This window comes from Actinomadura sp. NBRC 104425, assembly GCF_030269545.1.
Lineage (GTDB): Bacteria > Actinomycetota > Actinomycetes > Streptosporangiales > Streptosporangiaceae > Spirillospora > Spirillospora keratinilytica.
The window spans coordinates 376,452-398,972 of sequence record NZ_BSTN01000003.1 but is presented as its reverse complement, the minus strand read 5'-3'; the positions used below and the strand labels follow the sequence as shown (position 1 = coordinate 398,972).

Below are 22,521 nucleotides of genomic sequence, written 5' to 3'. Positions count from 1 at the left end.
ACCATGCGTCACGAAAGCAGGAATCCTCTGTCCCGCCTCGACTCGACCCGCCCGCTCGTGCTCGACCTCCGAGCGCTGAGCAGGCAGCCCGGGTCGTCGCGGGAGGAGACTCTGGTCGTGCCCGCCCCGGAGGATTTCGGCGTCGAGATGGTGGGCGTTCCCGAGGGCGCGGACCTGGAACTGGACCTGCGGTTCGAGGCGGTGCTGGAGGGCGTGCTCGTGACCGGGACGGTGCGCGTGCCCCTGGAAGGGGAGTGCGCGCGCTGCCTGGACCCGATCGCCTCGACCTTCGAGGCGGACTTCCAGGAGCTGTTCGTCTATTCTGACACCCGCTCCGGCGGGCACGCGGAGGACGACGAGTTCCGACTCGAGGACGACCTCCTCGACCTCGAACCCGTGCTGCGGGACGCGGTGGTGCTGGCGCTGCCGCTGTCCCCGCTGTGCCGGGAGGACTGCCCGGGGCTGTGCCCGGAGTGCGGCGCGCGGCTGGCCGACGTCGGACCGGAGCACCGCCACGAGGCGGCCGACCCCAGGTGGGAGGCCCTTCGGGGCCTGCTTCCCCCGGATCTGCCTTCGGGTGGGAGCCGACCACACGACCGACGAGAAGGAAAGCAGGAGGGCTGACGTGGCCGTCCCCAAGCGGAAGAAGTCGCGCAGCAACACGCGGCACCGGCGTGCGCAGTGGAAGGCCACCGCGCCGAACCTGGTCGAGTGCCCGACGTGCCGCGACAAGAAGCTCCCGCACGTCGCGTGCCAGACGTGCGGCACCTACGACCGGCGGCAGGTCATCGCCCCGTCGGCCTGACCTTCGCACCCCGCGGGGGGCGGATCCGCGCGCGGCGCGGCCGCCCCTTGCGGTGCTTTCGCCATCGACCACACCCGGCGGGCCGAGGCCGGCGCGGGCAGCGAGGTCGGGGACGGGCGCCCGAGGCCGTGGTGCACGCCGGGAATGGCCCCCTGGGCCGGTCGACCGGCGCGCACCTCGTCTTCGCGGAACTCTCCTCGCCGCGCCGCATTGTGCCGTCCGTCCGGCCGCCCGCCGTGACGGCAGCCGCGGCGCACGCGGCTGCGGGCCTTGCGAGGAGGGCCTGTGAGCGCGAAGAAACCCGAACCCGTGCCCGCCGACCGCGCCGAACTCGTCGCCGCGCTCGGCGTGGAGGTCTCCGACGAGCTGCTGGAACGGGCGTTGACGCACCGTTCGTACGCCTACGAGAACGGTGGCCTGCCCACCAACGAGCGCCTGGAGTTCCTCGGCGACTCGGTGCTGGGCCTGGTCGTCACCGACACCCTGTTCCGCGGCCATCCCGACCTGCCCGAAGGGCAGCTGGCCAAGCTGCGCGCCGCCGTGGTCAACATGCGGGCGCTGGCGGGGGTGGCGCGGTCGCTGGGCGTGGGCGCCCACATCCGGCTCGGCCGGGGCGAGGAGGGCACCGGCGGCCGCGACAAGGCGTCCATCCTCGCCGACACCCTGGAGGCGCTGATCGGCGCCGTCTACCTGGACCGCGGTCTGGACGAGGCGTCCGCGCTGGTGCACCGGCTGTTCGACGCGCTGATCACCCGTTCGGCGGGCCTGGGCGCGGGCCTGGACTGGAAGACCTCGCTGCAGGAGCTGACCGCGGTCGAGGAACTGGGCGTGCCCGAGTACCACGTCGCCGAGAGCGGGCCCGACCACCAGAAGACCTTCCGCGCGTCCGTGCGGGTCGGCGGCGTCACCTACGGCTCGGGCGAGGGGCGCAGCAAGAAGGAGGCCGAGCAGCACGCCGCCGAGGCCGCCTGGAACGCCATCCGCGAGATGGCCGTGCGGCGGGAGCAGGGCTCCGAAGAGGGCGAGGCGGACGGTGCGCGCGACGTCTCCGGCAACGCCGCCGCCGACGGCACGGGCGCGTCCGGGCGCCCGTAGTCTGGCGGCATGATCGGATCCGCCGCGCCCGCCCCGGAGGCCCGGGATGCCTGAGCTGCCCGAGGTCGAGGTCGTCCGGCGCGGGCTGGAACGCCATGTCGCGGGCCGCACGATCAGGTCCGCCGAGGTGCTGCACCCGCGGGCGGTGCGCCGCCACCTGTCCGGCCCCGACGACTTCGCCGCGCGCCTGGCCGGCCGCACGGTGGACGTGCCGCGCCGCCGCGGCAAGTACCTGTGGCTGCCGCTGATCGGCCCGGGCAGCGCGCCGGAGGACGCGGGCGAGGCGCTGCTGGCCCATCTGGGCATGAGCGGGCAGCTGCTGGTCGGGGACCCCGACCGGGCCCCGGACAAGCACCTGCGGGTCCGGATCGTGTTCGACGACGACGGGCACGACCTGCGGTTCGTCGACCAGCGGACGTTCGGGCACCTGATGCTGACCGGGCTGGTCCCCGACGCCTTCGCCCCGCCCCCGGAGCGGGCGAAGGCGGCGCCCGTCCCGGAGCCGATCGCCCACATCGCGGCCGACCCGCTGGAGGACGCCTTCGATGACGAGGCGTTCTACCGGGCGCTGCACCGCAGGCGCACCGGGGTCAAGCGGGCCCTGCTGGACCAGTCGCTGATCAGCGGCGTGGGCAACATCTACGCCGACGAGGCGCTGTGGCGGGCCCGGCTGCACTGGGCGCGTCCCACCGAGACCCTCACCCGCGCCGAGGTGCGGCGCCTGCTGGAGGCGGCGCGCGAGGTCATGGCGGCGGCGCTGGCGGTGGGCGGCACCTCGTTCGACAGCCTCTACGTCAACGTCAACGGCGAGAGCGGCTACTTCGACCGCTCCCTGGACGTCTACGGGCGCAGGGACGAGCCGTGCCGGCGCTGCGGCTCGCCGATCAGGCGCGACGCGTTCATGAACCGCTCGTCCTACAGTTGCCCGAAGTGCCAGCCGCGTCCCCGCCGTGCGCGTTATTAGAGGGCAGTGGGGGAGGACTGTGACCGACGAGGCGAAGGTGCGGCTGACCGCGTGGGTGCGGGGCCGCGTGCAGGGGGTGGGTTTCCGCTGGTGGACGCGGGCCCGTGCGCTGGAGCTGGGCCTGGCGGGCAGCGCGACCAACCTGCGCGACGGCCGGGTGGAGGTGGTCGCCGAGGGGCCGCGCACGGACTGTGAGCGGCTGCTGGAGCTGCTGCGCGGTCCGCAAACGCCCGGGCAGGTGACCGGCGTCACCGAGCGCTGGAGCGAGCCGCGCGGCGCCGTCGGCTTCGAAGAGCGCTGACCGGGCCCGGGACCGGTCGCCGACCTGCGGGAAGACGGGTCGCGCGGGCGCCGGGACGGGCCCGGTGATCGAGTAGGGAATTCCGGTTTGTACCTGCTAAACTGGTGACGACAGGTTGTTACCGGCCTGTGATGTGCGTCTTGACCAGGACACCGGCCGGTGCGACTCTAGACGATACGCGCACCAACACTTCGTTGCTCTTCGTGCGCGATCCCTGCTGGTTACTCAGCGTGGAGGACCCTTAGTCATGGCGAAGGCTCTACTCGGCCACGTCGGCGGTCCCGACCCCCGGATGGTCGCGGAGATGCGGCGCCTGCAGCAGCGCGTACGTGATCTGGAAGCCGAGCTGGTGCGGCTTCAGGCGGAGAACGACGCGCTCGCTTCGGCGGCAGACGACGGCGTTATCTCTCTCGGGGTGAAGGACCGCGAACCGGCGCTGACCTGATCGGCGCCTTTTCCATCGAAACAACACAGGGACGTCGAAGGCGGGCGTCCCTATTGTTTTGCACCTTTTTACCGGTCGTTGGTGATGTTCTCCGCGGGGCGGTACGTTCTCGGCGGACCGCGCGAGTTGCCGCACCCGGGCCTTGTGCCGTCCGACGAAACTCCGGGTGCGCTCGCCTGGTAAGGGCCTCCTCGTGACAGCCGCCGGGCATCCGGCCCTCGGCGCGTGACGGCACCCGCCCGCCGGCCCCGTCGGCCGCACCGCGCTTACCGCACATGCCACCCGCACCAGCCCCCCGCGTGAGCGATACCGACCACCTCCTCGGCCTCCACCGCAGTGCACGCGGCACCCGCCGGCGACGTTCGGCGATACGGGCGGACCCCGGCACATCGGGCGTGGCACATTAGAAGGAAGCGGCAGCGCAGATACCGGGCCAGGGGCGTCTTGGCCGGTATCGTTCGACAAGCTCCCGGCCCTGCGCGCCGGGCATGCGACGCGGGCCCGCCCGTCTGGGGGGACGCAGGGGCGGCCCCGCACCAACAGCGTTCCGGGGGGCGTGGCCCTGCGCGATCCGTCGAGGAGGACAGCGAGCGCGTGTACCTGAAAAGCCTGACGCTGCGCGGCTTCAAGTCCTTCGCGTCCTCCACGACCCTGAAGTTCGAACCCGGCATCACCTGCGTCGTCGGGCCGAACGGGTCGGGCAAGTCCAACGTCGTCGACGCGCTGGCCTGGGTGATGGGCGAGCAGGGCGCCAAGTCCCTGCGCGGCGGCAAGATGGAGGACGTCATCTTCGCCGGCACCGCCAGCCGCCCCCCGCTGGGCCGCGCCGAGGTCGTCCTCACCATCGATAACTCCGACGGCGCCCTGCCCATCGACTACACCGAGGTCACCATCAGCCGGCTGATGTTCCGGTCCGGGCAGAGCGAGTACGCCATCAACGGCGACCCGTGCCGCCTGCTGGACATCCAGGAGCTGTTGTCGGACTCGGGCATCGGCCGCGAGATGCACGTGATCATCGGGCAGGGGCAGCTGGACCGGGTGCTGCACTCCGGCCCCGAGGGCCGCCGCGCGGTGATCGAGGAGGCCGCCGGCGTCCTCAAGCACCGCAAGCGCAAGGAGAAGGCGCTGCGCAAGCTGGACGCCATGCAGGCCAACCTGACCCGCGTGCAGGACCTGGTCGGCGAGCTGCGCCGCCAGCTCAAGCCCCTCGGCCGGCAGGCCGAGATCGCCCGCCGGGCCGCGGTCATCCAGGCCGACCTGCGCGACGCCCGGCTGCGGCTGCTCGCCGACGACCTGGTGACCTTGCGCACCAAGCTGGAGCAGGAGGCCGCCGACGAGGCCGCCGTGCGACAGCGGCGCGCCGAGACCGAACGCGCCCTGGCCGAGGCGCAGCGCCGCGAGGGCGAGCTGGAGGCCGAGGAGGCGATCGAGGCGCCCAAACTGGCGCAGGTCCAGGACACCTGGTTCAAGCTGTCGGCGCTGCGGGAGCGGCTGCGCGGCGTCGCCGACCTGGCCGCCGAGCGGCACCGCAACGCCACCGAGGCGCACGAGGAGGAGCGGCGCGGCCGCGACCCCGAGGAGCTGGAGCGCGAGGCCGCGCAGATCCGCGAGCAGGAGGAGATGCAGCGCGCCGCCCTGGAGGAGGCCCAGGCCGGGCTGGACGGCGCCGTCGCCGAACGCTCCGCCGCCGAGGAGGCCCTCGCCGCCGAGGAGCGTCGCCTGCAGGCCGCCGCGCGCGCCGCCGCCGACCGCCGCGAGGAGCTCGCCCGGCTGCGCGGACGCGTGGAGGCGCTGCGCGGCAAGGTCCACGCGGGCGAGTCGGAGATCGGCCGCCTCACCGAGGCCCGCGCCGAGGCCGAGGCGCGCGCGGAGGCCGCCCGGGCCGAGTACGAGGCGTACGAGGGGGAGGTCGCCGAAGACCCCGAACTCCTCGCCGAGCACGAGCTCGCCCAGGAGGCCCTCGCCAACGCCAAAGAGGCCCTGGAGCAGGCCCGCGCCGCCGTCGACGGGCCCCGCCGGCGGCTGACGCAGGCCCGCGAGGCCGTGGCGGCGGCCCGCTCGGCCGACCAGGCCGCCCAGAAGAACGTGACCGCCCTGCAGGCCCGCATCGAGGCGCTGAACCTGACCCTGGGCTCGGCGGCCGACGGCGGGGAGGCGCTGCTCGCCGCCGGCTCCGACGGCTCGCTGCAGGGCGTCCTGGGCACCGTGGCGTCGCTGCTCACCGTGCGGCCCGGCTACGAGACCGCCGTGGCCGCCGCGCTGGGCGCCGCCGCCGAGGCCATCGCGGTCGGCTCGCTGGACACGGCGGAGGCCGCGCTGGCACTGCTGCGCGCACGCGAAGCGGGACGGGCCGGCCTGGTCGTCGGCGGCGGGGCCGAACCGCCGGACGACCGCGTCCCCGGCGTCGACTACGCGGCCGACGCGGTGACCGTCCCCGACGGGATCCGCCCGGCCCTGCGGCACCTGCTGCGCGACGTGGCCGTGGTGGACGACGTTGCGGCCGCCGCCGAGCTCGTCCGGCGCGAGCCGCGCCTGCGCGCCGTCACCCGCGACGGCGACCTGGTCGGCGCCCACTGGGCCCAGGGCGGCGGCGCCGGAGGCGCCCAGAGCCTGCTGGAGATGCGCGCCGCCCTCGATCAGGCCACCGAGGACCTCGCCGCCGCCGAGGCCGCCGCCGAACGCAGCGCCGCCGACCTCGCCGAGGCGGTCGAGGCCGAGCAGCAGGCCCAAAGCGCCCTGGACGCCGCCCAGGCGGCCGTGAACCAGGCCCAGTCGGGCGTCAACCAGGCCCAGAGCGACCTGGACCGCGTCCGGGGCAGGCTGCGCGAGTTCGAGAGCAAGGCCGCCCAGGAGGCCAAGCACGCCGCCCGGCTGGAGGCGGCGGTGCGCGCCGCGCGCGGCGAGGTGGAGCGGCTCACCAAGGCGCTGGACGCCGCAGGCGAGTCCCTGGAGCGCGACGCCCAGGCCGCCGAGGAGCTGGCCCTGCGGCTGGCCGAGGCGGAGGAGGCCGCCGAGGTCGCCGACGACGCCGGGCACGACACGCAGGCCCGCGACGAGCTGGCGGCCCGCTGCCAGGAGCTGCGCGCCGCCGAGATGGAGGCGCGCCTGGCCGTCCGCACGGCCGAGGAGCGCGTGCAGGCCATCGCCGGCCGCGCCGACGCGCTGGAACGCACCGCCCGCCGCGAACGCGAGGAGCGCGCCCGGGCCGAGCGCCGCCGCGCCCGCCGCCGCCGGCAGGCCGAGATCGCCCGGGCGGTGCTGTCGGGGGCCCGGCAGTCCCTGGACCGCATCGAGGTGTCGCTGTCGGCGGCGGTCGCGCAGCGCGAGGCCGCCGAACGCGCCCGCGCCGCCCGCGAGGCGGAGCTGAAGGTGGTGCGCACCCAGGTCCGGGAGCTGTCGAGCACCCTGGAACGGCTGGTCAACGCCGTGCACGGCAGCGAGGTGGCCCGCGCCGAGCAGCGGCTGCGGCTGGAGCAGATGGAGCAGCGGGCGCTGGAGGAGTTCGGCCTGGAGGTCGAGGCGCTGATCAACGAGTACGGGCCCGACCAGCCCGTACCGCCCGGCCCCGAGGCGGGGGAGGACGCCGAACCCGTCCCCTACGACCGGGCCGCCCAGGAGAAGCGCGCGAAGACCGCCGAACGCCGGCTCAACCAGCTCGGCAAGGTCAACCCGCTGGCGCTGGAGGAGTTCGCCGCCCTGGAGGAGCGGCACGCGTTCCTCACCAACCAGCTGGAGGACCTGAAGAAGACCCGCCGCGAGCTGCTGGGCATCGTCAAGGAGGTCGACGACCGCGTCCAGCAGGTCTTCGCCGCCGCCTACGAGGACACCGCGCGCGAGTTCGAGCGGATCTTCGTGCGGCTGTTCCCCGGCGGCGAGGGCAGCCTGTCGCTCACCGACCCCGAGAACCTGCTGGAGACCGGGGTGGAGGTGGCCGCCCGCCCGCCCGGCAAGAAGGTCAAGCGGCTGTCGCTGCTGTCGGGCGGCGAGCGCTCCCTGGTGGCGATCGCGTTCCTGGTGGCGGTGTTCAAGGCCCGCCCGTCCCCGTTCTACGTGCTGGACGAGGTGGAGGCCGCCCTCGACGACACCAACACCCAGCGCCTGCTCACGGTGTTCGAGGAGCTGCGGGAGAACTCCCAGCTCATCATCATCACCCACCAGAAGCGCACGATGGAGGGCGCCGACGCCCTCTACGGCGTCAGCATGCGCGGCGACGGCGTCACGCAGGTCGTCAGCCAGCGGCTGCGCGAACCCGAACCCGCCTGACCCGTCCGCCGGGCCGAGCGGGCGGCCGGGCGGCGACGGAGGACGGGTAGGGACCGGTGGTGTCGGCGCATCGGCGCCGGTCTGGAAAACTGGGGACCGCTATGGAGTATCTGATCCTCATCGCCGGGCTGACCGTCCTCGCGCTCGTCGTGGGCGGCGTGTTGTTCTTGCGGCCCGGCCGCCGCAAGCCCCGCCCGCCCGTCGAGCCTCCGGCGCCGCCCACCGTGTCGGGCGCCGGCACCGTCACCGTCGAGGAGGAGGATCAAGCGGCGCCGACGCTTGAGCGCGCGCCGCCGGCGGAGGCGCCGCCCGCCCCGCCCAAGCCCGAGATCGAGATCCCGCCGCCGTCGGCGGGGCGGCTGGTGCGGCTGCGGGCGCGGCTGGCCCGGTCGCAGAACGCCTTCGGCCGCACCCTGCTCGGCCTGCTGTCGCGCGAGACGCTGGACGAGGACGCCTGGGAGGAGATCGAGGACACCCTCATCGGCGCCGACATCGGCGTGAGCGTGGCCCGGCAGATCACCGAGGATCTGCGCACCCGCGTGCAGGTGCTGGGCGCCCGCACCCCCGAGGAGGTGCGCGCCCTGCTCAAGGAGGAGCTGCTCAAGCAGATCGGTCCGGACTTCGACCGCTCGCTGCGCACCGCGCGGCACGGCGACCGGCCCGCGGTGCTGCTGGTCGTCGGCGTCAACGGCACTGGCAAGACCACCACCTGCGGCAAGCTGGCCCGCGTGCTCATCGGCGACGGCGGCAGCGTGGTGCTCGGCGCCGCCGACACCTTCCGCGCCGCCGCCGCCGACCAGCTGGAGACGTGGGGCTCGCGGGTGGGCGCCGAGGTGGTGCGCCGCGACGAGGGCGCCGACCCGGCCAGCGTCGCGTTCGAGGCCGTCAAGACCGGCGTCGACACCAAGGTGGACACGGTGATCGTCGACACCGCCGGCCGGCTGCACACCAAGACCGGGCTGATGGACGAGCTCGGCAAGGTCAAGCGCGTGGTGGAGAAGCAGGCCGCGGTGGACGAGGTGCTGCTGGTGCTGGACGCCACCACCGGCCAGAACGGCCTGCAGCAGGCCCGCGTGTTCGCCGAGGTCGTCAACGTCACCGGCATCGTGCTCACCAAGCTGGACGGCACCGCCAAGGGCGGCATCGTCGTGCAGGTGCAGCGCGAGCTGGGCGTCCCGGTCAAGCTGGTCGGGCTGGGCGAGGGGCCCGACGACCTGGCGCCGTTCGAGCCCGAGGCGTTCGTCGACGCCGTCCTCGGAGACTGAAAGCCCCGTGCACCGGACGGGACGGACACGCCCCAGCGGCACCCCGAGTGCCGCTGGGGCGTTCTTCTTTGCTGGTTTCGGACGGCTGTCAAGGCTTGTTACGTCCGCCGAAGACGGCCGGAAAACGCGAAACAACGGCCAGTGAGGTTTTTGAAACATTTCAGAAACATCACTGTGGCGGGTTTCACACCGTAGAAACACGAGGGCCTTCCGGGTGAAACGGGTGCCGAACACGCTCTGAGCAGTCCAAGTTCGGTGTCGAGGAGGGACTCTCCCCGAGATGAAGATCGATAGCGGCAGTACCGCCTGGATGCTGGTGAGCACGGCGCTCGTGCTGCTCATGACCCCCGGATTGGCCTTCTTCTACGGCGGCATGAGCCGGGCCAAGAGCGTGCTCAACATGATGATGATGAGCTTCGCCAGCATCGCCGTGGTAGGGATGATCTGGGTCGTGTACGGCTTCTCCCTCGCCTTCGGCGACGGCGGGGCGCTCAGCTCGTTCATCGGAGGCTTCGGCGACGCGGGCCTGGTCGGGTTGGAGAAGGCGGCCACGGCCGACGACGGCACGGGCATCCCGCAGCTGGTGTTCGTCGCCTTCCAGGCCACGTTCGCCATCATCACCGTCGCACTGATCAGCGGCGCGATCGCCGACCGCGCCAAGTTCGGCGCCTGGCTGGTGTTCATCGCCGCGTGGGTGACCCTGGTGTACCTGCCGATCGCGCACTGGGTGTGGTGGTCCGACGGGGAGGACAAGGCCGGCTGGATCTTCGACCTGGGGGCGCTGGACTTCGCCGGCGGCACGGTGGTGCACATCAACTCCGGCGTCGCGGCGCTGGCGCTCGCCCTCGTCCTCGGCAAGCGTAAGAACTGGCCGAAGGAGCCGGCCCGCCCGCACAACCTGCCGTTCGTGCTGCTGGGCGCCGCGCTGCTGTGGTTCGGCTGGTTCGGGTTCAACGCCGGGTCCGCGCTGGCCGCCAACGAGACCGCCGCGGTCGCGTTCATCAACACCATGGTCGCCACCTGCGCCGCCGGATTCGCCTGGATCGTGGTCGAGAAGCTGCGCGACGGCGCGTTCACCACGCTGGGCATGGCCTCCGGCATCGTCGCGGGCCTGGTCGCCATCACCCCCGCCTGCGCGTTCGTCACGCCGATCGGCGCGCTGGTGCTCGGCCTGATCGCCGGCGCGGTGTGCGCGTTCGCGGTCGGCCTCAAGTACCGGCTGGGCTACGACGACTCGCTGGACGTCGTCGGCGTCCACATGGTCGGCGGCATCGTCGGCGCGCTGCTCATCGGAATCCTGGCCACCACGGCCGTCAACGACGGCGGCGCCGACGGGCTGCTGGCGGGCGGCGGGCTCGGCCTGCTGGGCAAGCAGGCGGTGGCCGTCGTGGCCACCCTCGCCTACTCCTTCGTCGTGACGTTCGTCATCGCCAAGGTCATCGACCTGGTGGCGGGCTTCCGGATCCCCGAGGACGAGGAGGTGAGCGGCATCGACACCGCCACCCACGCCGAGACCGCCTACGATTTCGGCGGCGTGCCGTCCGGGGCCTCGCCCGCCGTCGCCGCCGCCCGCAAGTCCCCCGCCGTCTCCGAGGACGGCGCCGCTTCGACCAAGAAGGTGCAGGCCGACGCATGAAGCTGGTCACCGCAGTCATCAAGCCGTTCAAGCTGGACGAGGTGAAGGCGGCCCTGGAGACCTTCGGGGTCAAGGGGCTGACCGTCAGCGAGGCCAGCGGCTACGGCCGCCAGAAGGGGCACACCGAGGTGTACCGGGGCGCCGAGTACAAGGTGGACCTGGTGCCCAAGCTGCGCGTGGAGATCCTCGTCGACGACGAGGACGCCGCCGACGTCATCGACGTGGTCGTCAAGGCCGCGCAGACCGGCAAAATCGGCGACGGCAAGGTGTGGGCCGTCCCGGTGGAGACCGTCGTGCGCGTGCGCACCGGCGAGACCGGCCCCGAGGCCCTGTAGGTCACCGCGTGGCCCTCGTTCACCGAACATTCCGGGAACAGACCGAGCAGGCCCGTCCCGCGACCGGTGCGGGCGGCACCACGGACACGGCCCGCGCAGCCCTGGCGGCTGCGCGGGCCGCGCGCGCCGACGAGCTGGACCGCTGGCTGACCGGCCTGCTCACGCCGCATCGGGACGCCCCCGCGCCGGGGGTGGCCCTACTGGCGGTGGGCAGCCACGCCCGCCGCGAGCTGACCCCGGGCGGCGACCTCGACCTGGTGCTCGTGCACGACGGCCACCCCGGGATCGCCGGCATCGCCGACCGGGTCTGGTACCCGATCTGGGACGCGGGCCTGCGGCTGGACCACTCGGTGCGCACCGTGACCGAGGCGCGGGCCGTGGCGCGCGCCGACCTGAAAGCGGCGCTCGGGCTGCTGTCGGCCCGCCCGATCGCCGGCGACTGCGCCCTGGGCGGCGAGCTGCGCGCCGCCGTGCTGGCCGACTGGAGGGCCGACGCCGCCCGCCGCCTGCCCGAGCTGGCGGACATGTGCCGCGAACGCTGGCGGTCCCAGGGGGAGCTGGCGTTCCTGCTGGAACCCGACCTCAAGGAGGCGCACGGCGGGCTGCGCGACGTGCACGTCATGCAGGCGGTCGCGGCGTCCTGGGTGGCGTCGGCGCCCGGCGAGCGCGTCCGCGCCGCCCACGGCCTGCTGCTGGACGTCCGGCACGCGCTGCACGAGGTCACCGGCCGCGCCACAGACCGGCTGGTCCTGCAGGAGCACGAACCGGTCGCGCACGCCCTCGGCCTCCTCGACGCCGACGTGCTGCTGCGCGCCGTCGCCGAGGCCGCCCGGACCATCACCTACGCGGGCGACCACCTGTGGCGCCGCGTCGAACGGTTCCGCGCCTCCCGCCGCGGCACGGGCGCCCCGCGCCCGGCGATGGGCGCCTGGGCGGGCGCCGCCACGGGACGCGGCGCGGCACGCGGGGTGGAGCGCAAGCCGGTGGGGGACGGCGCCGTCGAGCACGACGGCGAGGTCGTCCTCGCCCGCGGCGCCGACCTCGACGACCCCTCCCTGGTGCTGCGCGTCGCCGCCGCCGCGGCCCAGGCGGGCCTGCCGCTGGCCCCCGCCACCGTCGACCGGCTCGCCGAACGCGCCGCGCTGCCGTCCGCGCCGTGGCCCGACGCGGCCCGCGACGCCCTCGTCGCCCTGCTGGGCGCGGGCGGCGCCGCCATCGGCGTCTGGGAGGCCCTCGACCAGGCCGGGCTGATCGTCCGGCTCATCCCCGACTGGGAACGCGTCCGCAACCGGCCCCAGCGCAACCCGTTCCACCGCTTCACCGTCGACCGGCACCTGGTGGAGGCCGCCGCCGAGGCCGCCTCACTCACCCGCGAGGTCGCCCGGCCCGACCTGCTGCTGGTGGGCGCCCTGCTGCACGACATCGGCAAGGGCTGGCCCGGCGACCACTCGGCCGGCGGCGCCGTCGTGGCCCGCGACCTGGGCGCCCGAATGGGATTCGCGGACGGCGACGTGCGCGTCCTGGAGACCCTCGTCCGGCACCATCTGCTGCTGCCCGACACCGCCACCCGCCGCGACATCGACGACCCCGCCACCGTCCGGACCGTCACCAAGGCGCTGGAGGCCGTTCCGGGGCGCGAACGCGAAACCCTCGAGCTGCTGTCGGCGCTGGCCGTCGCCGACGCCAAGGCCACCGGCCCGTCCGCCTGGGGGAGCTGGAAGGCCCGGCAGGTGGCCGAGCTGTCCCGCCGCGCCGCCGCCGCCCTGTCCGGGGGGACGCCGCCCCCCGCGCCTGTGCTCGGCCCCGAAACGCTCGCTCTGGCCCGCCACGACGGGGGCGCGGTGCGCATCGCGGGGGCGCGCGTCACCGTCGCCGCCCCCGACCGCCCCGGGCTGCTGTGGCGCGCGGCGGGTGTGCTGGCCCTGCACAGGCTCGTCGTACGTTCGGCCCGGACCGTGTCGTCCCCTGCGGCAGAGGCCCGCGCCACCGCCGTGCTGGACTTCACGGCCGTCCCCGAGTACGGCACGCCGCCCGACCCCGCCGCGCTGGAGGCCGACCTGCGGCGCATGCTCGCCGGTCGGCTCGACGTGGCCGAACGCCTGGAACGGCGGGCGCGGTCCATGCGGGTCCGGCCCGGCATCACCGTGCCGCCGCCGCGCGTCGGCATCGTCCACGACGCGTCCAGCACCGCCACCGTGGTGGAGGTCCGCGCCCACGACCGCCCGGGCCTTCTGTGGCGGATCGGGCAGGCGCTGGGGGAGTGCGGCCTGTCGGTGCGCGCCGCCCAGGTCGACACGCTCGGCGCCGAGGCGGTGGACGTCTTCTACGTCGTCGATTCGCAGGGACGCCCCGTCAGTGACCCCGACGCGCTGGCAGCGGTACGCCGGCACGTCCTGGCCGCACTGCGCTGACGCACCCCGTGCCGGGGGTGGGGAGGCGGTAGGGGGCACAGCCGCCTCCCCACCCGGCTCAAGGGCGTCCGGGCCCGTGGCCGGACCACCTGGGCTCGCCGAGACCCTGGCCGGGCCGGTGCGGATCCGACGGACGGCCGGCTTGCCTGTGCCGGGGGGCGTTGTCGGGCTTCCCCCCGGAGCCGGGGTTCGGGGCCTTCATCGGCTTTTCGCCGCCGCTGTTGCCGTTGCCGTCGCTGCTGTTTCCGTTGCCCTTGCTGTTGCCGTTGTTGCCGTTGCCGTTGTTGTTGCCGCGGCCCCTCGGCGGGTCTCCGGCGGGAGTCCGTCCGGTCGAGCTTCGCGGGGTGGACGCCTCGGTGCTCTCCTGCGGCGTCGGCTGCAGCAGCCGCGAACAGTAGCGGGACACCTTGGCGTCGCCTCCCGCCGCCTTGGAGAGGTCGCGGAACCGCTGCGAGCGCAGCGCCTTCGCCTTGGCGTCGCCGTCCAGGCCCGTGTAGTCGCGGCATTTGTTGACCAGTTTCTGATCGGCCGCCGTCGTCCCTGGGGACGGAGTCGCCGTGCCCCCCGTCCGCAGCGGAACCGACGCGGGCGGGTCCGGGGAGGGCGACGGCGTGCGCGACGAGGACGTGCCCTCACCGGCGGGCCGCAGGGGCAGGGTCCCCGCCGCCACCGCGACCCCGCCGCCGACCACCGTGACCAGCACCGCCGCAGCGATCTTCGCGGTGAAGGCGCCGGCGAGCCGCGGACGGCCCCGCCCCGCCCCCCGCCGTGCCGCGGCCGCGGGTGCCGCGGCGCTCGCCGAGCACGCGGCGCGGAACGCCGCCACGGCCGCCTCCTCGCCGGCCAGCTCCGACTCCTGGGCGGGCGCGGCGGCGCGGGCGAGCAGCCGGGCGAGGGGCTCGGCGTGCGGACCGTCCGCCGCGCCGCCGAGCAGGCGCTCCGCTGCGGCGCGGTCGAAGTCCTGGCTGCCCCTACTCATGTCACCCTCTCCAGCGCCAGATCCCCTTGAGCCGTCACACCCGGCCCCGTTCACACCTGACCGGCCGACGGGCCGCGCCGCTCCTCCGCGGGCCCGAGGGGCCGCCGCGCCCGCCGCCGCCGGTGCCCGGCGGCCGGTTCACCGGGCAGGGGCGACGGGTCGGCGGAACGCTCGGCGAGCCGCTCGGCCAGCCGGTGCAGCCCCCGGTACGCGGCGGTGCGGACCGCACCGGGCCGCTTGCCCAGCACCCGCCCCGCCTCCCTGGCGTCCAGCCCCACCACCACGCGCAGCAGCACCGCCTCGGCCTGGTCCTGCGGCAGCCCCGCGATCAGCGCGACCGCCGCGTCCGTGGACAGCCGCGCCAGGGCGTCGCGTTCGGTGTCGTCCCCGCCCACCAGATCGCCCAGCTCGTCGATCTGCGCGCTGGTGTCCGGGCGGCGGCTGACCCGGCGCAGATGGTCCAGCGCCCGGTGCCGCGCCACGGTCGACGCCCACCCCCGGAACCGGTCGTAGTCGCCCTCGAACGAGCCGATGTCGCGCGCGATCTGCAGCCAGGCCTCCCCGGCCACGTCCTCGGCCTCCGCCCCGACCAGAGCCCGCAGATAGCGCAGCAGCCGGGGCTGCAGATCCCGGTACAGCAGCCGGAACGCCGCCTCGTCCCCGGCCTTCGCGGCGCTGAGCGCGGCCTCCAGGCCCTGGTCGTGCGGGTCGGCGCGGCGGGTCCTCCCACGTCTGCTCATGGGCGACCGGGGGGCCGGGCCCAGGTGTTCACCAAGGCATCCTCGAAAAGTGGGGGGTCGGGGTCGGTCGTGGCGGACGTGCGGCGGCCGTCCTCATCGCGAGGGAAGGGCCACTTCACGTCGAGGACCCAAGTCTCCGGATAGGGCCGCCCAGTTGCAAGGACAACCGACCAAAGCGGGACCACCGTGACGTGCGCGTACGCCCCCGCAAGGCTCTGGGCGGGAACTCTGGGCGCGCTGCGCGCCCCGGGCGGCCGCGCCGCGCCGACCGGGCGGGAGCCGGCCGTTCACCCGATACCCTGATAACGATCCCAGACGCTTCCAAGGACGGGTCCAGACGTGTTCGAGACGCTCTCCGACCGGTTGACGACGGTCTTCTCGTCGCTGCGCAGCAAGGGCAGGCTCTCCGAGGCCGACATCAACGCGACGGCCCGCGAGATCCGTGTCGCGCTGCTGGAGGCCGACGTTGCCCTGCCCGTGGTGAAGGACTTCATCGCGCGGGTCAAGGAACGCGCCCGGGGCGCGGAGGTCTCGCAGGCGCTGAACCCGGCCCAGCAGGTCGTCAAGATCGTCAACGAGGAGCTCATCGAGGTCCTCGGCGGCGAGACCCGCCGGATCCGCTTCGCCAAGCACCCGCCCACCGTGATCATGCTGGCCGGTCTGCAGGGTGCGGGTAAGACCACCCTGGCCGGCAAGCTGGCCCGCTGGCTGAAGCAGGAGGGGCATGCGCCGCTGCTGGTCGCGGCCGACCTGCAGCGTCCCAACGCAGTCCAGCAGCTGCAGGTGGTCGGCGAGCGCGCCGGGGCCGCGGTGTTCGCGCCCGAGCCCGGCAACGGCGTCGGCGACCCGGTGGACGTGGCGCGCCGCTCCATCGACCATGCCCGGCGCGCCCAGCACGACGTCGTCGTCATCGACACCGCCGGCCGGCTCGGCATCGACGCCGAGATGATGCAGCAGGCCGCCGACATCCGCGACGCCGTCCACCCGGACGAGATCCTCTTCGTCGTCGACGCGATGATCGGCCAGGACGCGGTGAACACCGCCCAGGCGTTCCTCGACGGCGTCGGGTTCGACGGGGTCGTGCTCACCAAGCTCGACGGCGACGCCCGCGGCGGCGCCGCCCTGTCGGTGCGGCACGTCACCGGCCGCCCGATCATGTTCGCCTCCACCGGCGAGAAGCTGGAGGACTTCAACGTCTTCCACCCGGACCGGATGGCCGGCCGCATCCTAGACATGGGTGACATCCTCACCCTGATCGAGCAGGCCGAGCAGGCGTTCGACGCCGCCCAGGCCGAGCGGATGACCACGAAGTTCGCCTCGGGCGAGGACTTCACCCTCGAGGACTTCCTCGAGCAGATGATGATGATCCGCAAGCTCGGGCCGATCGGCAACCTGCTGGGCATGATGCCGGGCATGGGGCAGGTCCGCGACCAGATCAGCCAGATCGACGACCGCGACCTGGACCGGGTGGCCGCCATCATCCGCTCCATGACCCCGCAGGAGCGCGCCAACCCCAAGATCATCAACGGCTCCCGCCGGGCCCGCATCGCCCGCGGCTCGGGTGTCACGGTAGGCGAGGTCAGCGCCCTGGTGACCCGCTTCTTCGAGGCCCAGAAGATGGTCCGGCAGATGGCGGGCGGTATGGGCTTCCCCGGCATGCCCGGCCGCCGCAAGGCCGCCAAGGCGGCCAAGGCCAAGAACAAGAAGGGCAAGCAGCGCAGCGGCGACCCGCGCAAGCGCGCCGCCGGCCGCGCCGCCAAGGAGACCGCCGTCCCGACCCCGGACGGCAACCTTCCCCAGGGCCTGCCTCCCGGCCTGGGCGGCCCCGGCGCCCTCCCCCCGGGCCTGGGCGGCCAGCTTCCCCCCGGCTTCCAGATGCCGGACCTGAGCAAGCTGCAGAACCGCAAGAAGAAGTGACCCGCCCTCCGGTGGTGCGGCCCCGCCCGCAGACGCGGGACCGCACCACCGGAGAAGGCAATGCCCGGCACGCACCACATCGTCAAGTGCCAGGGCTGGTCAACGCCTCTCGCCCCCCGATGATGCGCGGACCGGCGGCTACCCCTCCCGTCCACTGGCGTGGGCTCATCGTTGCGGCCCGGTTTTGATCATGAGTGTGGTCGGGCCCGATTCTGGCGGGTGGCGGGCGGCCGGGGGTGGCGTGGCCGCTAGGTCTGCGGTTTCAGGTCGCGTCCAGGGCTGCATGTGTGGATCGTCGCGTTAGGTAGGAGGTGCGGCCGGCGGCGCAGGCCATGGTTGCGGCTCGGTTCTTGCGGTAGTTGTCGCTGGGGTCGTTCTTGCCGGATGCGGACGTCTGTGGCGGTGTGTGCGTTGTGATTCGGTGGCCGTGCGTTGATCGTCGGCTCAAGGGCGGGCCGTGTGGAGGGCGTCCGGCGGCTGCGGCGGGCGCTCTGCCCGAGCCGCCCGTTGAATGATCTTCGTTGGGGCGTGAGTCGCACTTCGGCGTCGCGTTGGGGGGCGAGGGGCGGAGGCTTCATGATCAAAAGAAGTTTTTGCAGAACGGACGCGTCCGAGCAGCTCAGGAGGCCGGCGGGATGGGGCAGGGGGCGTCCGCGGTCCGAATCATGAAACCGTGGGACGGCGGCGAAATGGTGCGGCCTGGGCGGTAAGGCGGCGGTGGGGATGTGGCTCGGGAGGGAGAAGCGGCGAGGTGGGCGGCGTGTCATGCCGCGATTGGGTTATCGGGGCGATCGTCTGGCAGAATGGCAGGCTGGAAACCCGGATACGCGCAGGCGCCCTCTCTCGTCCTGAGCGGCCGGAGTCCATGGAGCGGCCGGTAGCCGGTATCCCCACCTGGTGAGGCCCGCTCGGCCCTGTATGAAGTCTGGAGAACACCACACCCGTGGCAGTCAAGATCAAGCTCAAGCGTCTGGGGAAGATCCGGAACCCGCAGTACCGGATCGTCGTCGCCGATGCCCGCACCAAGCGTGACGGCCGGGCCATCGAGGAGATCGGCCTGTACCAGCCCAAGCAGGAGCCCTCGCTCATCCGGGTGAACTCCGAGCGGGTGCAGTACTGGCTGGGCGTCGGCGCGCAGCCGACCGAGCCGGTGCTCAACATCCTCAAGATCACCGGCGACTGGCAGAAGTTCAAGGGCGAGCCCGGCGCCGAGGGCACGCTCAAGCAGGCCGAGCCGAAGCCCGACAAGAAGGCCCTGTTCGAGGCCGCGGTCAAGGAGTCGCTCGGCGAGGAGGAGGCCGCCGCCACGACGGCGCGGTCCCGGAAGAAGTCCGAGTCCAAGAAGGGCAAGGGCGAGGACCGGGCCGACGACGCCGCGGCCAAGGCCGAGGACAACACCGAAGCTAAGAGCGAGGGCTGAACGTGCTCGAAGAAGCGCTCGAGCACCTGGTGCGCGGGATCGTCGAGCATCCGGACGACGTCCGGGTGAAGGCCCGCAGGATCAGGGGCGGCCGGGTCCTGGAGGTGCGGGTGCACCCCGACGACCTGGGTAAGGTGATCGGCCGCAGCGGTCGTACCGCCAAGGCCCTGCGCACCGTGATCGGCGCCCTGTCCGGGGGCCGGCACGTGCGGGTGGACCTGCTCGACCTGCACGAGGTCCGCTGACCATGCGCCCCAGCGCCGACCGCGCCCCAGGGGCGGCGGCGCCCGTCCGGCGCCCCGCGCAAGGACACGCCCGGGCCCGCGGTGCCGGCTCCGGGCCGGCGGCCGGTCAGCTGGTCGTCGGCCGGGTCGGCCGTCCGCATGGGGTGCGCGGCGAGCTCACCGTCGACGTGCGGACCGACGATCCCGATCGCCGGTTCGCACCGGGTACGCAGCTGGCCACCGACCCCGCGTCCGCCGGTCCGCTGACCGTCGAGCACGCCAGATGGCACTCGGGCCGGCTGCTCGTGCGCTTCTCCGGGGTCGACGACCGGAACGCCGCAGAAGAACTGCGCGGCACCTGGCTCGTCGTCGATTCCTCCGACATCCCCCCGTCGGCCGATCCCGACGAGTTCCACGACCAGGAGCTCATCGGGCTGGCCGTGGTCACCGTCGACGGCACCGAGGTCGGCACCGTCGCCGAGGTGCGGCACCACGGGCAGGATCTGCTCGTGGTGCGGCGGACCGGCGGAGGCGAGGCGCTGGTGCCGTTCGTCGCCGCGCTGGTCCCGGAGGTGGACGTTCCCGGGGGGCGGTTGCGCATCGACCCGCCCCCCGGCCTCCTCGACTGAGCGGCTGGGCCGGCCGCGCGGCGTCCTCTCCGGGAGCCGGCCGACCGAACCGGGCACCGGGGGCCGCCCGCCGACGTAGGACGACACATCCGATTCCGGGGCGAAGAGCGGTCGGGACCCCGCGAACCGGCACGACCGAAAAGCCGCATGAAGCTCGATATCGTTACGATCTTTCCGGAGTACTTCGCTCCGCTGGACGTCTCCCTCCTGGGCAAGGCGCGCCGCACCGGCCTGCTCGACGTACATGTGCACGACCTCCGGCAGTGGACCCACGACCGGCACCGCACCGTCGACGACACCCCCTACGGCGGCGGGCCCGGCATGGTGATGAAGCCCGAACCGTGGGGGGAGGCGCTGGACGCCATCGCGCCCCCCGGCGGACCCGTCCCCCGGCTGATCGTCCCCACGCCGAGCGGCCGTCCGTTCACCCAGGCGAAGGCCGCCGAACTGGCCGCCGAGCCCTGGCTGATGTTCGCCTGCGGCCGGTACGAGGGCATCGACTCGCGGGTGGTGGACGAGGCCCGCACCCGCATGCCGGTGGACGAGGTCAGCCTGGGCGACTTCGTGCTGGCGGGCGGCGAGGTCGCGGTGCTGGTGATCGTCGAAGCCGTCGGCCGGCTGCTGCCCGGCGTGCTCGGCAACGCCGACTCGGTGGCCGACGACTCGTTCGCCCCCGGCGCGATGGAGTCGCTGCTGGAAGGCCCCGTCTACACCAAGCCGCCGGTCTGGCGCGGCCGCGCGGTGCCGGACATCCTGCTGTCGGGCCACCACGGCGCGATCGCCCGCTGGCGCCGCGACGAGGCGCTGCGGCGCACCGTGCGCAACCGCCCGGAACTGGCCGCACGCCTGGACCCCGCGACGCTGGACGCGCACGACCGCCGGGTGCTGGCGGAGGCCGGTTTTCCGGTGGACGACGAAGATATGGCAAACTGAGTAGTCGCCGTGCGCGCGCACGCGTCCGGCACCCAGACTCTCATCAAGATCCACTTCGCGCGGCGCGACGCCCCCTCCTCACCGCCGGGGCCTCTCGGACGGCCGCGTGTGACCGTGAGGAACCGCTGTCATGCACACCCTGATCCGTGAGATCGAGCAGGCCACGCTGCGCACCGACCACCCGGACTTCCGTCCGGGCGACACGGTGAAGGTGCACGCGCGCATCACCGAGGGCAAGGTCACCCGGATCCAGGTCTTCGAGGGCGTGGTGATCCGTCGGCAGGGCGGCGGCGCCCGCGAGACCTTCACCGTGCGTAAGGTGAGCAAGGGCGGGTACGGTGTCGAGCGCACGTGGCCGCTCAACAGCCCGCACATCGAGAAGCTGGAGGTCGTCACCCGCGGTGACGTCCGCCGGGCCAAGCTCTACTACCTGCGCAACCTGCGCGGCAAGGCGGCCCGCATCAAGGAGAAGCGCGACTTCTGATCGCCGCCGCGACTTGCGGCGCCTCGGACCGCGGTCCGAGGCGCCTGCTGTTTACTCCGGCATTTTTCGTCTCAATTCCGGGTAATCGCTTTGAATCCGCCTTGTGGCGGGGCGCCGTTTCAGGAACCCTTCGAGGTGAACGGAGCGCAGCCCGCACGGACGGCGCGCCCGGTGCCGGGCGCGACACGATCGTTTGCGCGGGGTGTGACGGCGTCCGCGCCGATAGGCTTGCGCTGGGATGAGTGACGAGGACGATCGGAGAGACGTGCGATCGGAAGCCGAGGGCGCGGTGCCCGACGACAAGCAGGCCGTGACCTCCGGTGCGGAGAGCGCTGGCGAGACGTCCTCGGACGACGGGGAGAGCGGCGACCGCAAGGAGCGCAAGCAGGGCTCCTTCTGGAAGGAACTGCCGATCCTCGTCGGGGTGGCGCTGGTCCTCGCCCTGCTCATCAAGGCGTTCGCGGTACAGGCGTTCTACATCCCGTCGGCGTCGATGGAGAACACCCTGCAGATCGGCGACCGGGTGCTCGTCAACAAGATCGTCTACCACACCCGGGACATCAAGCGCGGCGACATCGTCGTCTTCAACGGCCTGGACTCCTGGGACCCCGAGGTCCAGATGGAGGAGCCGGGCAACCCGCTCTCCCGGGCGCTGCGCGGCATCGGCCGCACCTTCGGTCTGCTGCCCGGCGAGAAGGACTACATCAAGCGAGTCATCGGGACGCCCGGCGACCACGTCAAGTGCTGTGACGCCCAGGGGCGCATCACCGTCAACGGCACGCCGCTGGACGAGAGCTCCTACCTGTACACCGACCCGCGCGGCGCTCAGGACAAGCCGTCCGCCGAGCCGTTCGACCATGTGGTGCAGCCCGGCCAGCTGTGGGTGATGGGCGATCACCGCTCGGTCTCCTCCGACTCGCGGGCGCACCGCGGCGACCCCGGCGGCGGCACCATCCCGACCAACCGCGTCATCGGCCGCGCATTCGTGATCGTCTGGCCCTTGAACCACGTCGGCACCCTCCCGATCCCGAAGACGTTCGAGCAACCGGCCCTGCAGGCCGCCTCGGCCGTCGTCCCCGCGACCCCGATCGCCCTGGGGTTCGCAGGCGCGCTCCCCATCACCTACCTCCGCCGCCGCCTACGCAGCCGCCGCTGAGCTCCGCGCCCCGCCCCGCAAACCAGGCCGCGCCCACAACCTCAGTCGGCGCACGCCCACGACGGCCTCGCCGAAGCGCGCACGCAGGACTCAGCACCACCGTCCGCCACGATCCGGACGGTGCACCGGGCGCCCGCTCCTGCTGCCCGAGGCCCCGCCAAGGCGAACCCTGCTGACCACGCTGCGCCTCGACACGTTCGCCCCGCGTCGGAGAGCTGCCCGCAACTGACGGCCCTACGACCGCATCGCCCCCAAACCCAAGCCGCTTGCCTTGCCGGTGCGTGTGCTGCAGGCGGCAAAGGCGAATCCTGCTGACCACGCTGCGCCTCGACACGTTCGCCCCGCGTCGGAGAGCTGCCCGCAACTGACGGCCCTACGACCGCATCGCCCCCAAACCCAAGCCGCTTGCCTTGCCGGTGCGTGTGCTGCAGGCGACAAAGCGGTCGGTCGGCGGCGGGGGGCTCACCCGGTTGTGGCGGCGCTGGGGCTGCGGGTGGTGTGGTCGCGTCGTGCAGGGGG

At 73.5% G+C, this 22,521-nt stretch carries 20 protein-coding genes; 18 read left to right on the top strand and 2 right to left on the bottom strand.

What is annotated here, in order from left to right; genetic code table 11:
• The first annotated feature begins 57 nt into the window (after window positions 1-57).
• From QSK22_RS07590 to QSK22_RS07540, 11 genes are all read left to right on the top strand, one after another.
• Window positions 58-624, top strand: coding sequence for a YceD family protein (locus tag QSK22_RS07590; RefSeq protein WP_285493277.1), 567 nt, complete (start codon window positions 58-60; stop codon window positions 622-624).
• A gap of 1 nt (window position 625) precedes the next feature.
• Window positions 626-805 carry a 50S ribosomal protein L32 gene (gene rpmF, locus QSK22_RS07585; RefSeq protein ID WP_285493276.1) on the top strand — a complete coding sequence of 60 codons (180 nt, stop codon included), beginning with the start codon at window positions 626-628 and terminating at the stop codon, window positions 803-805.
• A gap of 309 nt (window positions 806-1,114) precedes the next feature.
• Window positions 1,115-1,900 (top strand): ribonuclease III, encoded by a 786-nt coding sequence (gene rnc, locus QSK22_RS07580; RefSeq protein ID WP_285493332.1) that lies wholly within the window; start codon window positions 1,115-1,117, stop codon window positions 1,898-1,900.
• Between the two features lie 46 nt (window positions 1,901-1,946).
• Window positions 1,947-2,864: a bifunctional DNA-formamidopyrimidine glycosylase/DNA-(apurinic or apyrimidinic site) lyase gene (gene mutM / locus QSK22_RS07575; protein WP_285493275.1), complete on the top strand. Its 918-nt coding sequence runs from the start codon at window positions 1,947-1,949 to the stop codon at window positions 2,862-2,864.
• A 19-nt stretch (window positions 2,865-2,883) separates the two neighbouring features.
• Complete coding sequence (locus QSK22_RS07570) at window positions 2,884-3,165, top strand: acylphosphatase (RefSeq protein ID WP_285493274.1); 282 nt, start codon at window positions 2,884-2,886, stop codon at window positions 3,163-3,165.
• A 247-nt stretch (window positions 3,166-3,412) separates the two neighbouring features.
• Window positions 3,413-3,610, top strand: a complete 198-nt coding sequence (locus QSK22_RS07565; RefSeq protein ID WP_285493273.1) for a hypothetical protein — start codon at window positions 3,413-3,415, stop codon at window positions 3,608-3,610.
• A 594-nt stretch (window positions 3,611-4,204) separates the two neighbouring features.
• On the top strand, window positions 4,205-7,873 hold the full coding sequence (gene smc, locus QSK22_RS07560; protein WP_285493272.1) for a chromosome segregation protein SMC: 3,669 nt from the start codon (window positions 4,205-4,207) through the stop codon (window positions 7,871-7,873).
• A 101-nt stretch (window positions 7,874-7,974) separates the two neighbouring features.
• Complete coding sequence (gene ftsY, locus QSK22_RS07555) at window positions 7,975-9,138, top strand: signal recognition particle-docking protein FtsY (RefSeq protein ID WP_285493271.1); 1,164 nt, start codon at window positions 7,975-7,977, stop codon at window positions 9,136-9,138.
• Between the two features lie 280 nt (window positions 9,139-9,418).
• On the top strand, window positions 9,419-10,774 hold the full coding sequence (locus QSK22_RS07550) for an ammonium transporter (protein WP_285493270.1): 1,356 nt from the start codon (window positions 9,419-9,421) through the stop codon (window positions 10,772-10,774).
• Window positions 10,771-11,109, top strand: coding sequence for a P-II family nitrogen regulator (locus QSK22_RS07545; RefSeq protein WP_285493269.1), 339 nt, complete (start codon window positions 10,771-10,773; stop codon window positions 11,107-11,109). The genes QSK22_RS07550 and QSK22_RS07545 overlap by 4 nt, the downstream gene beginning before the upstream one ends.
• An 8-nt stretch (window positions 11,110-11,117) precedes the next feature.
• On the top strand, window positions 11,118-13,520 hold the full coding sequence (locus tag QSK22_RS07540; RefSeq protein WP_285493268.1) for a [protein-PII] uridylyltransferase: 2,403 nt from the start codon (window positions 11,118-11,120) through the stop codon (window positions 13,518-13,520).
• A 58-nt stretch (window positions 13,521-13,578) separates the two neighbouring features.
• On the opposite strand, the gene QSK22_RS07535 is transcribed toward QSK22_RS07540, so the two are convergent.
• A complete protein-coding gene (locus QSK22_RS07535; protein ID WP_285493267.1) occupies window positions 13,579-14,499 on the bottom strand; it encodes a hypothetical protein in 921 nt (306 codons plus the stop codon).
• A 50-nt stretch (window positions 14,500-14,549) separates the two neighbouring features.
• Window positions 14,550-15,239, bottom strand: a complete 690-nt coding sequence (locus tag QSK22_RS07530) for an RNA polymerase sigma factor (protein WP_285493266.1) — start codon at window positions 15,237-15,239, stop codon at window positions 14,550-14,552.
• 339 nt (window positions 15,240-15,578) lie between these two features.
• Between QSK22_RS07530 and ffh the strand changes: the two genes are divergently transcribed.
• The 7 genes from ffh to lepB all read left to right on the top strand — a co-directional run bounded on the left by ffh (window position 15,579) and on the right by lepB (window position 22,002).
• A complete protein-coding gene (gene ffh / locus QSK22_RS07525) occupies window positions 15,579-17,156 on the top strand; it encodes a signal recognition particle protein (RefSeq protein WP_285493265.1) in 1,578 nt (525 codons plus the stop codon).
• A gap of 943 nt (window positions 17,157-18,099) precedes the next feature.
• Window positions 18,100-18,576 carry a 30S ribosomal protein S16 gene (gene rpsP, locus QSK22_RS07520; protein WP_285493264.1) on the top strand — a complete coding sequence of 159 codons (477 nt, stop codon included), beginning with the start codon at window positions 18,100-18,102 and terminating at the stop codon, window positions 18,574-18,576.
• Window positions 18,577-18,578: 2 nt separating this feature from the next.
• Window positions 18,579-18,821 (top strand): RNA-binding protein, encoded by a 243-nt coding sequence (locus QSK22_RS07515; RefSeq protein WP_067918821.1) that lies wholly within the window; start codon window positions 18,579-18,581, stop codon window positions 18,819-18,821.
• 2 nt (window positions 18,822-18,823) lie between these two features.
• The gene (gene rimM / locus QSK22_RS07510; RefSeq protein WP_285493262.1) at window positions 18,824-19,429 is read left to right on the top strand and encodes a ribosome maturation factor RimM; all 606 of its coding nucleotides are present in this window, start codon (window positions 18,824-18,826) and stop codon (window positions 19,427-19,429) included.
• A gap of 147 nt (window positions 19,430-19,576) precedes the next feature.
• Window positions 19,577-20,362, top strand: coding sequence for a tRNA (guanosine(37)-N1)-methyltransferase TrmD (gene trmD / locus QSK22_RS07505; RefSeq protein WP_285493261.1), 786 nt, complete (start codon window positions 19,577-19,579; stop codon window positions 20,360-20,362).
• Window positions 20,363-20,492: 130 nt separating this feature from the next.
• On the top strand, window positions 20,493-20,846 hold the full coding sequence (gene rplS, locus QSK22_RS07500) for a 50S ribosomal protein L19 (RefSeq protein WP_285493260.1): 354 nt from the start codon (window positions 20,493-20,495) through the stop codon (window positions 20,844-20,846).
• A 265-nt stretch (window positions 20,847-21,111) separates the two neighbouring features.
• The gene (lepB, locus tag QSK22_RS07495; RefSeq protein ID WP_285493259.1) at window positions 21,112-22,002 is read left to right on the top strand and encodes a signal peptidase I; all 891 of its coding nucleotides are present in this window, start codon (window positions 21,112-21,114) and stop codon (window positions 22,000-22,002) included.
• Window positions 22,003-22,521 lie beyond the last annotated feature (519 nt).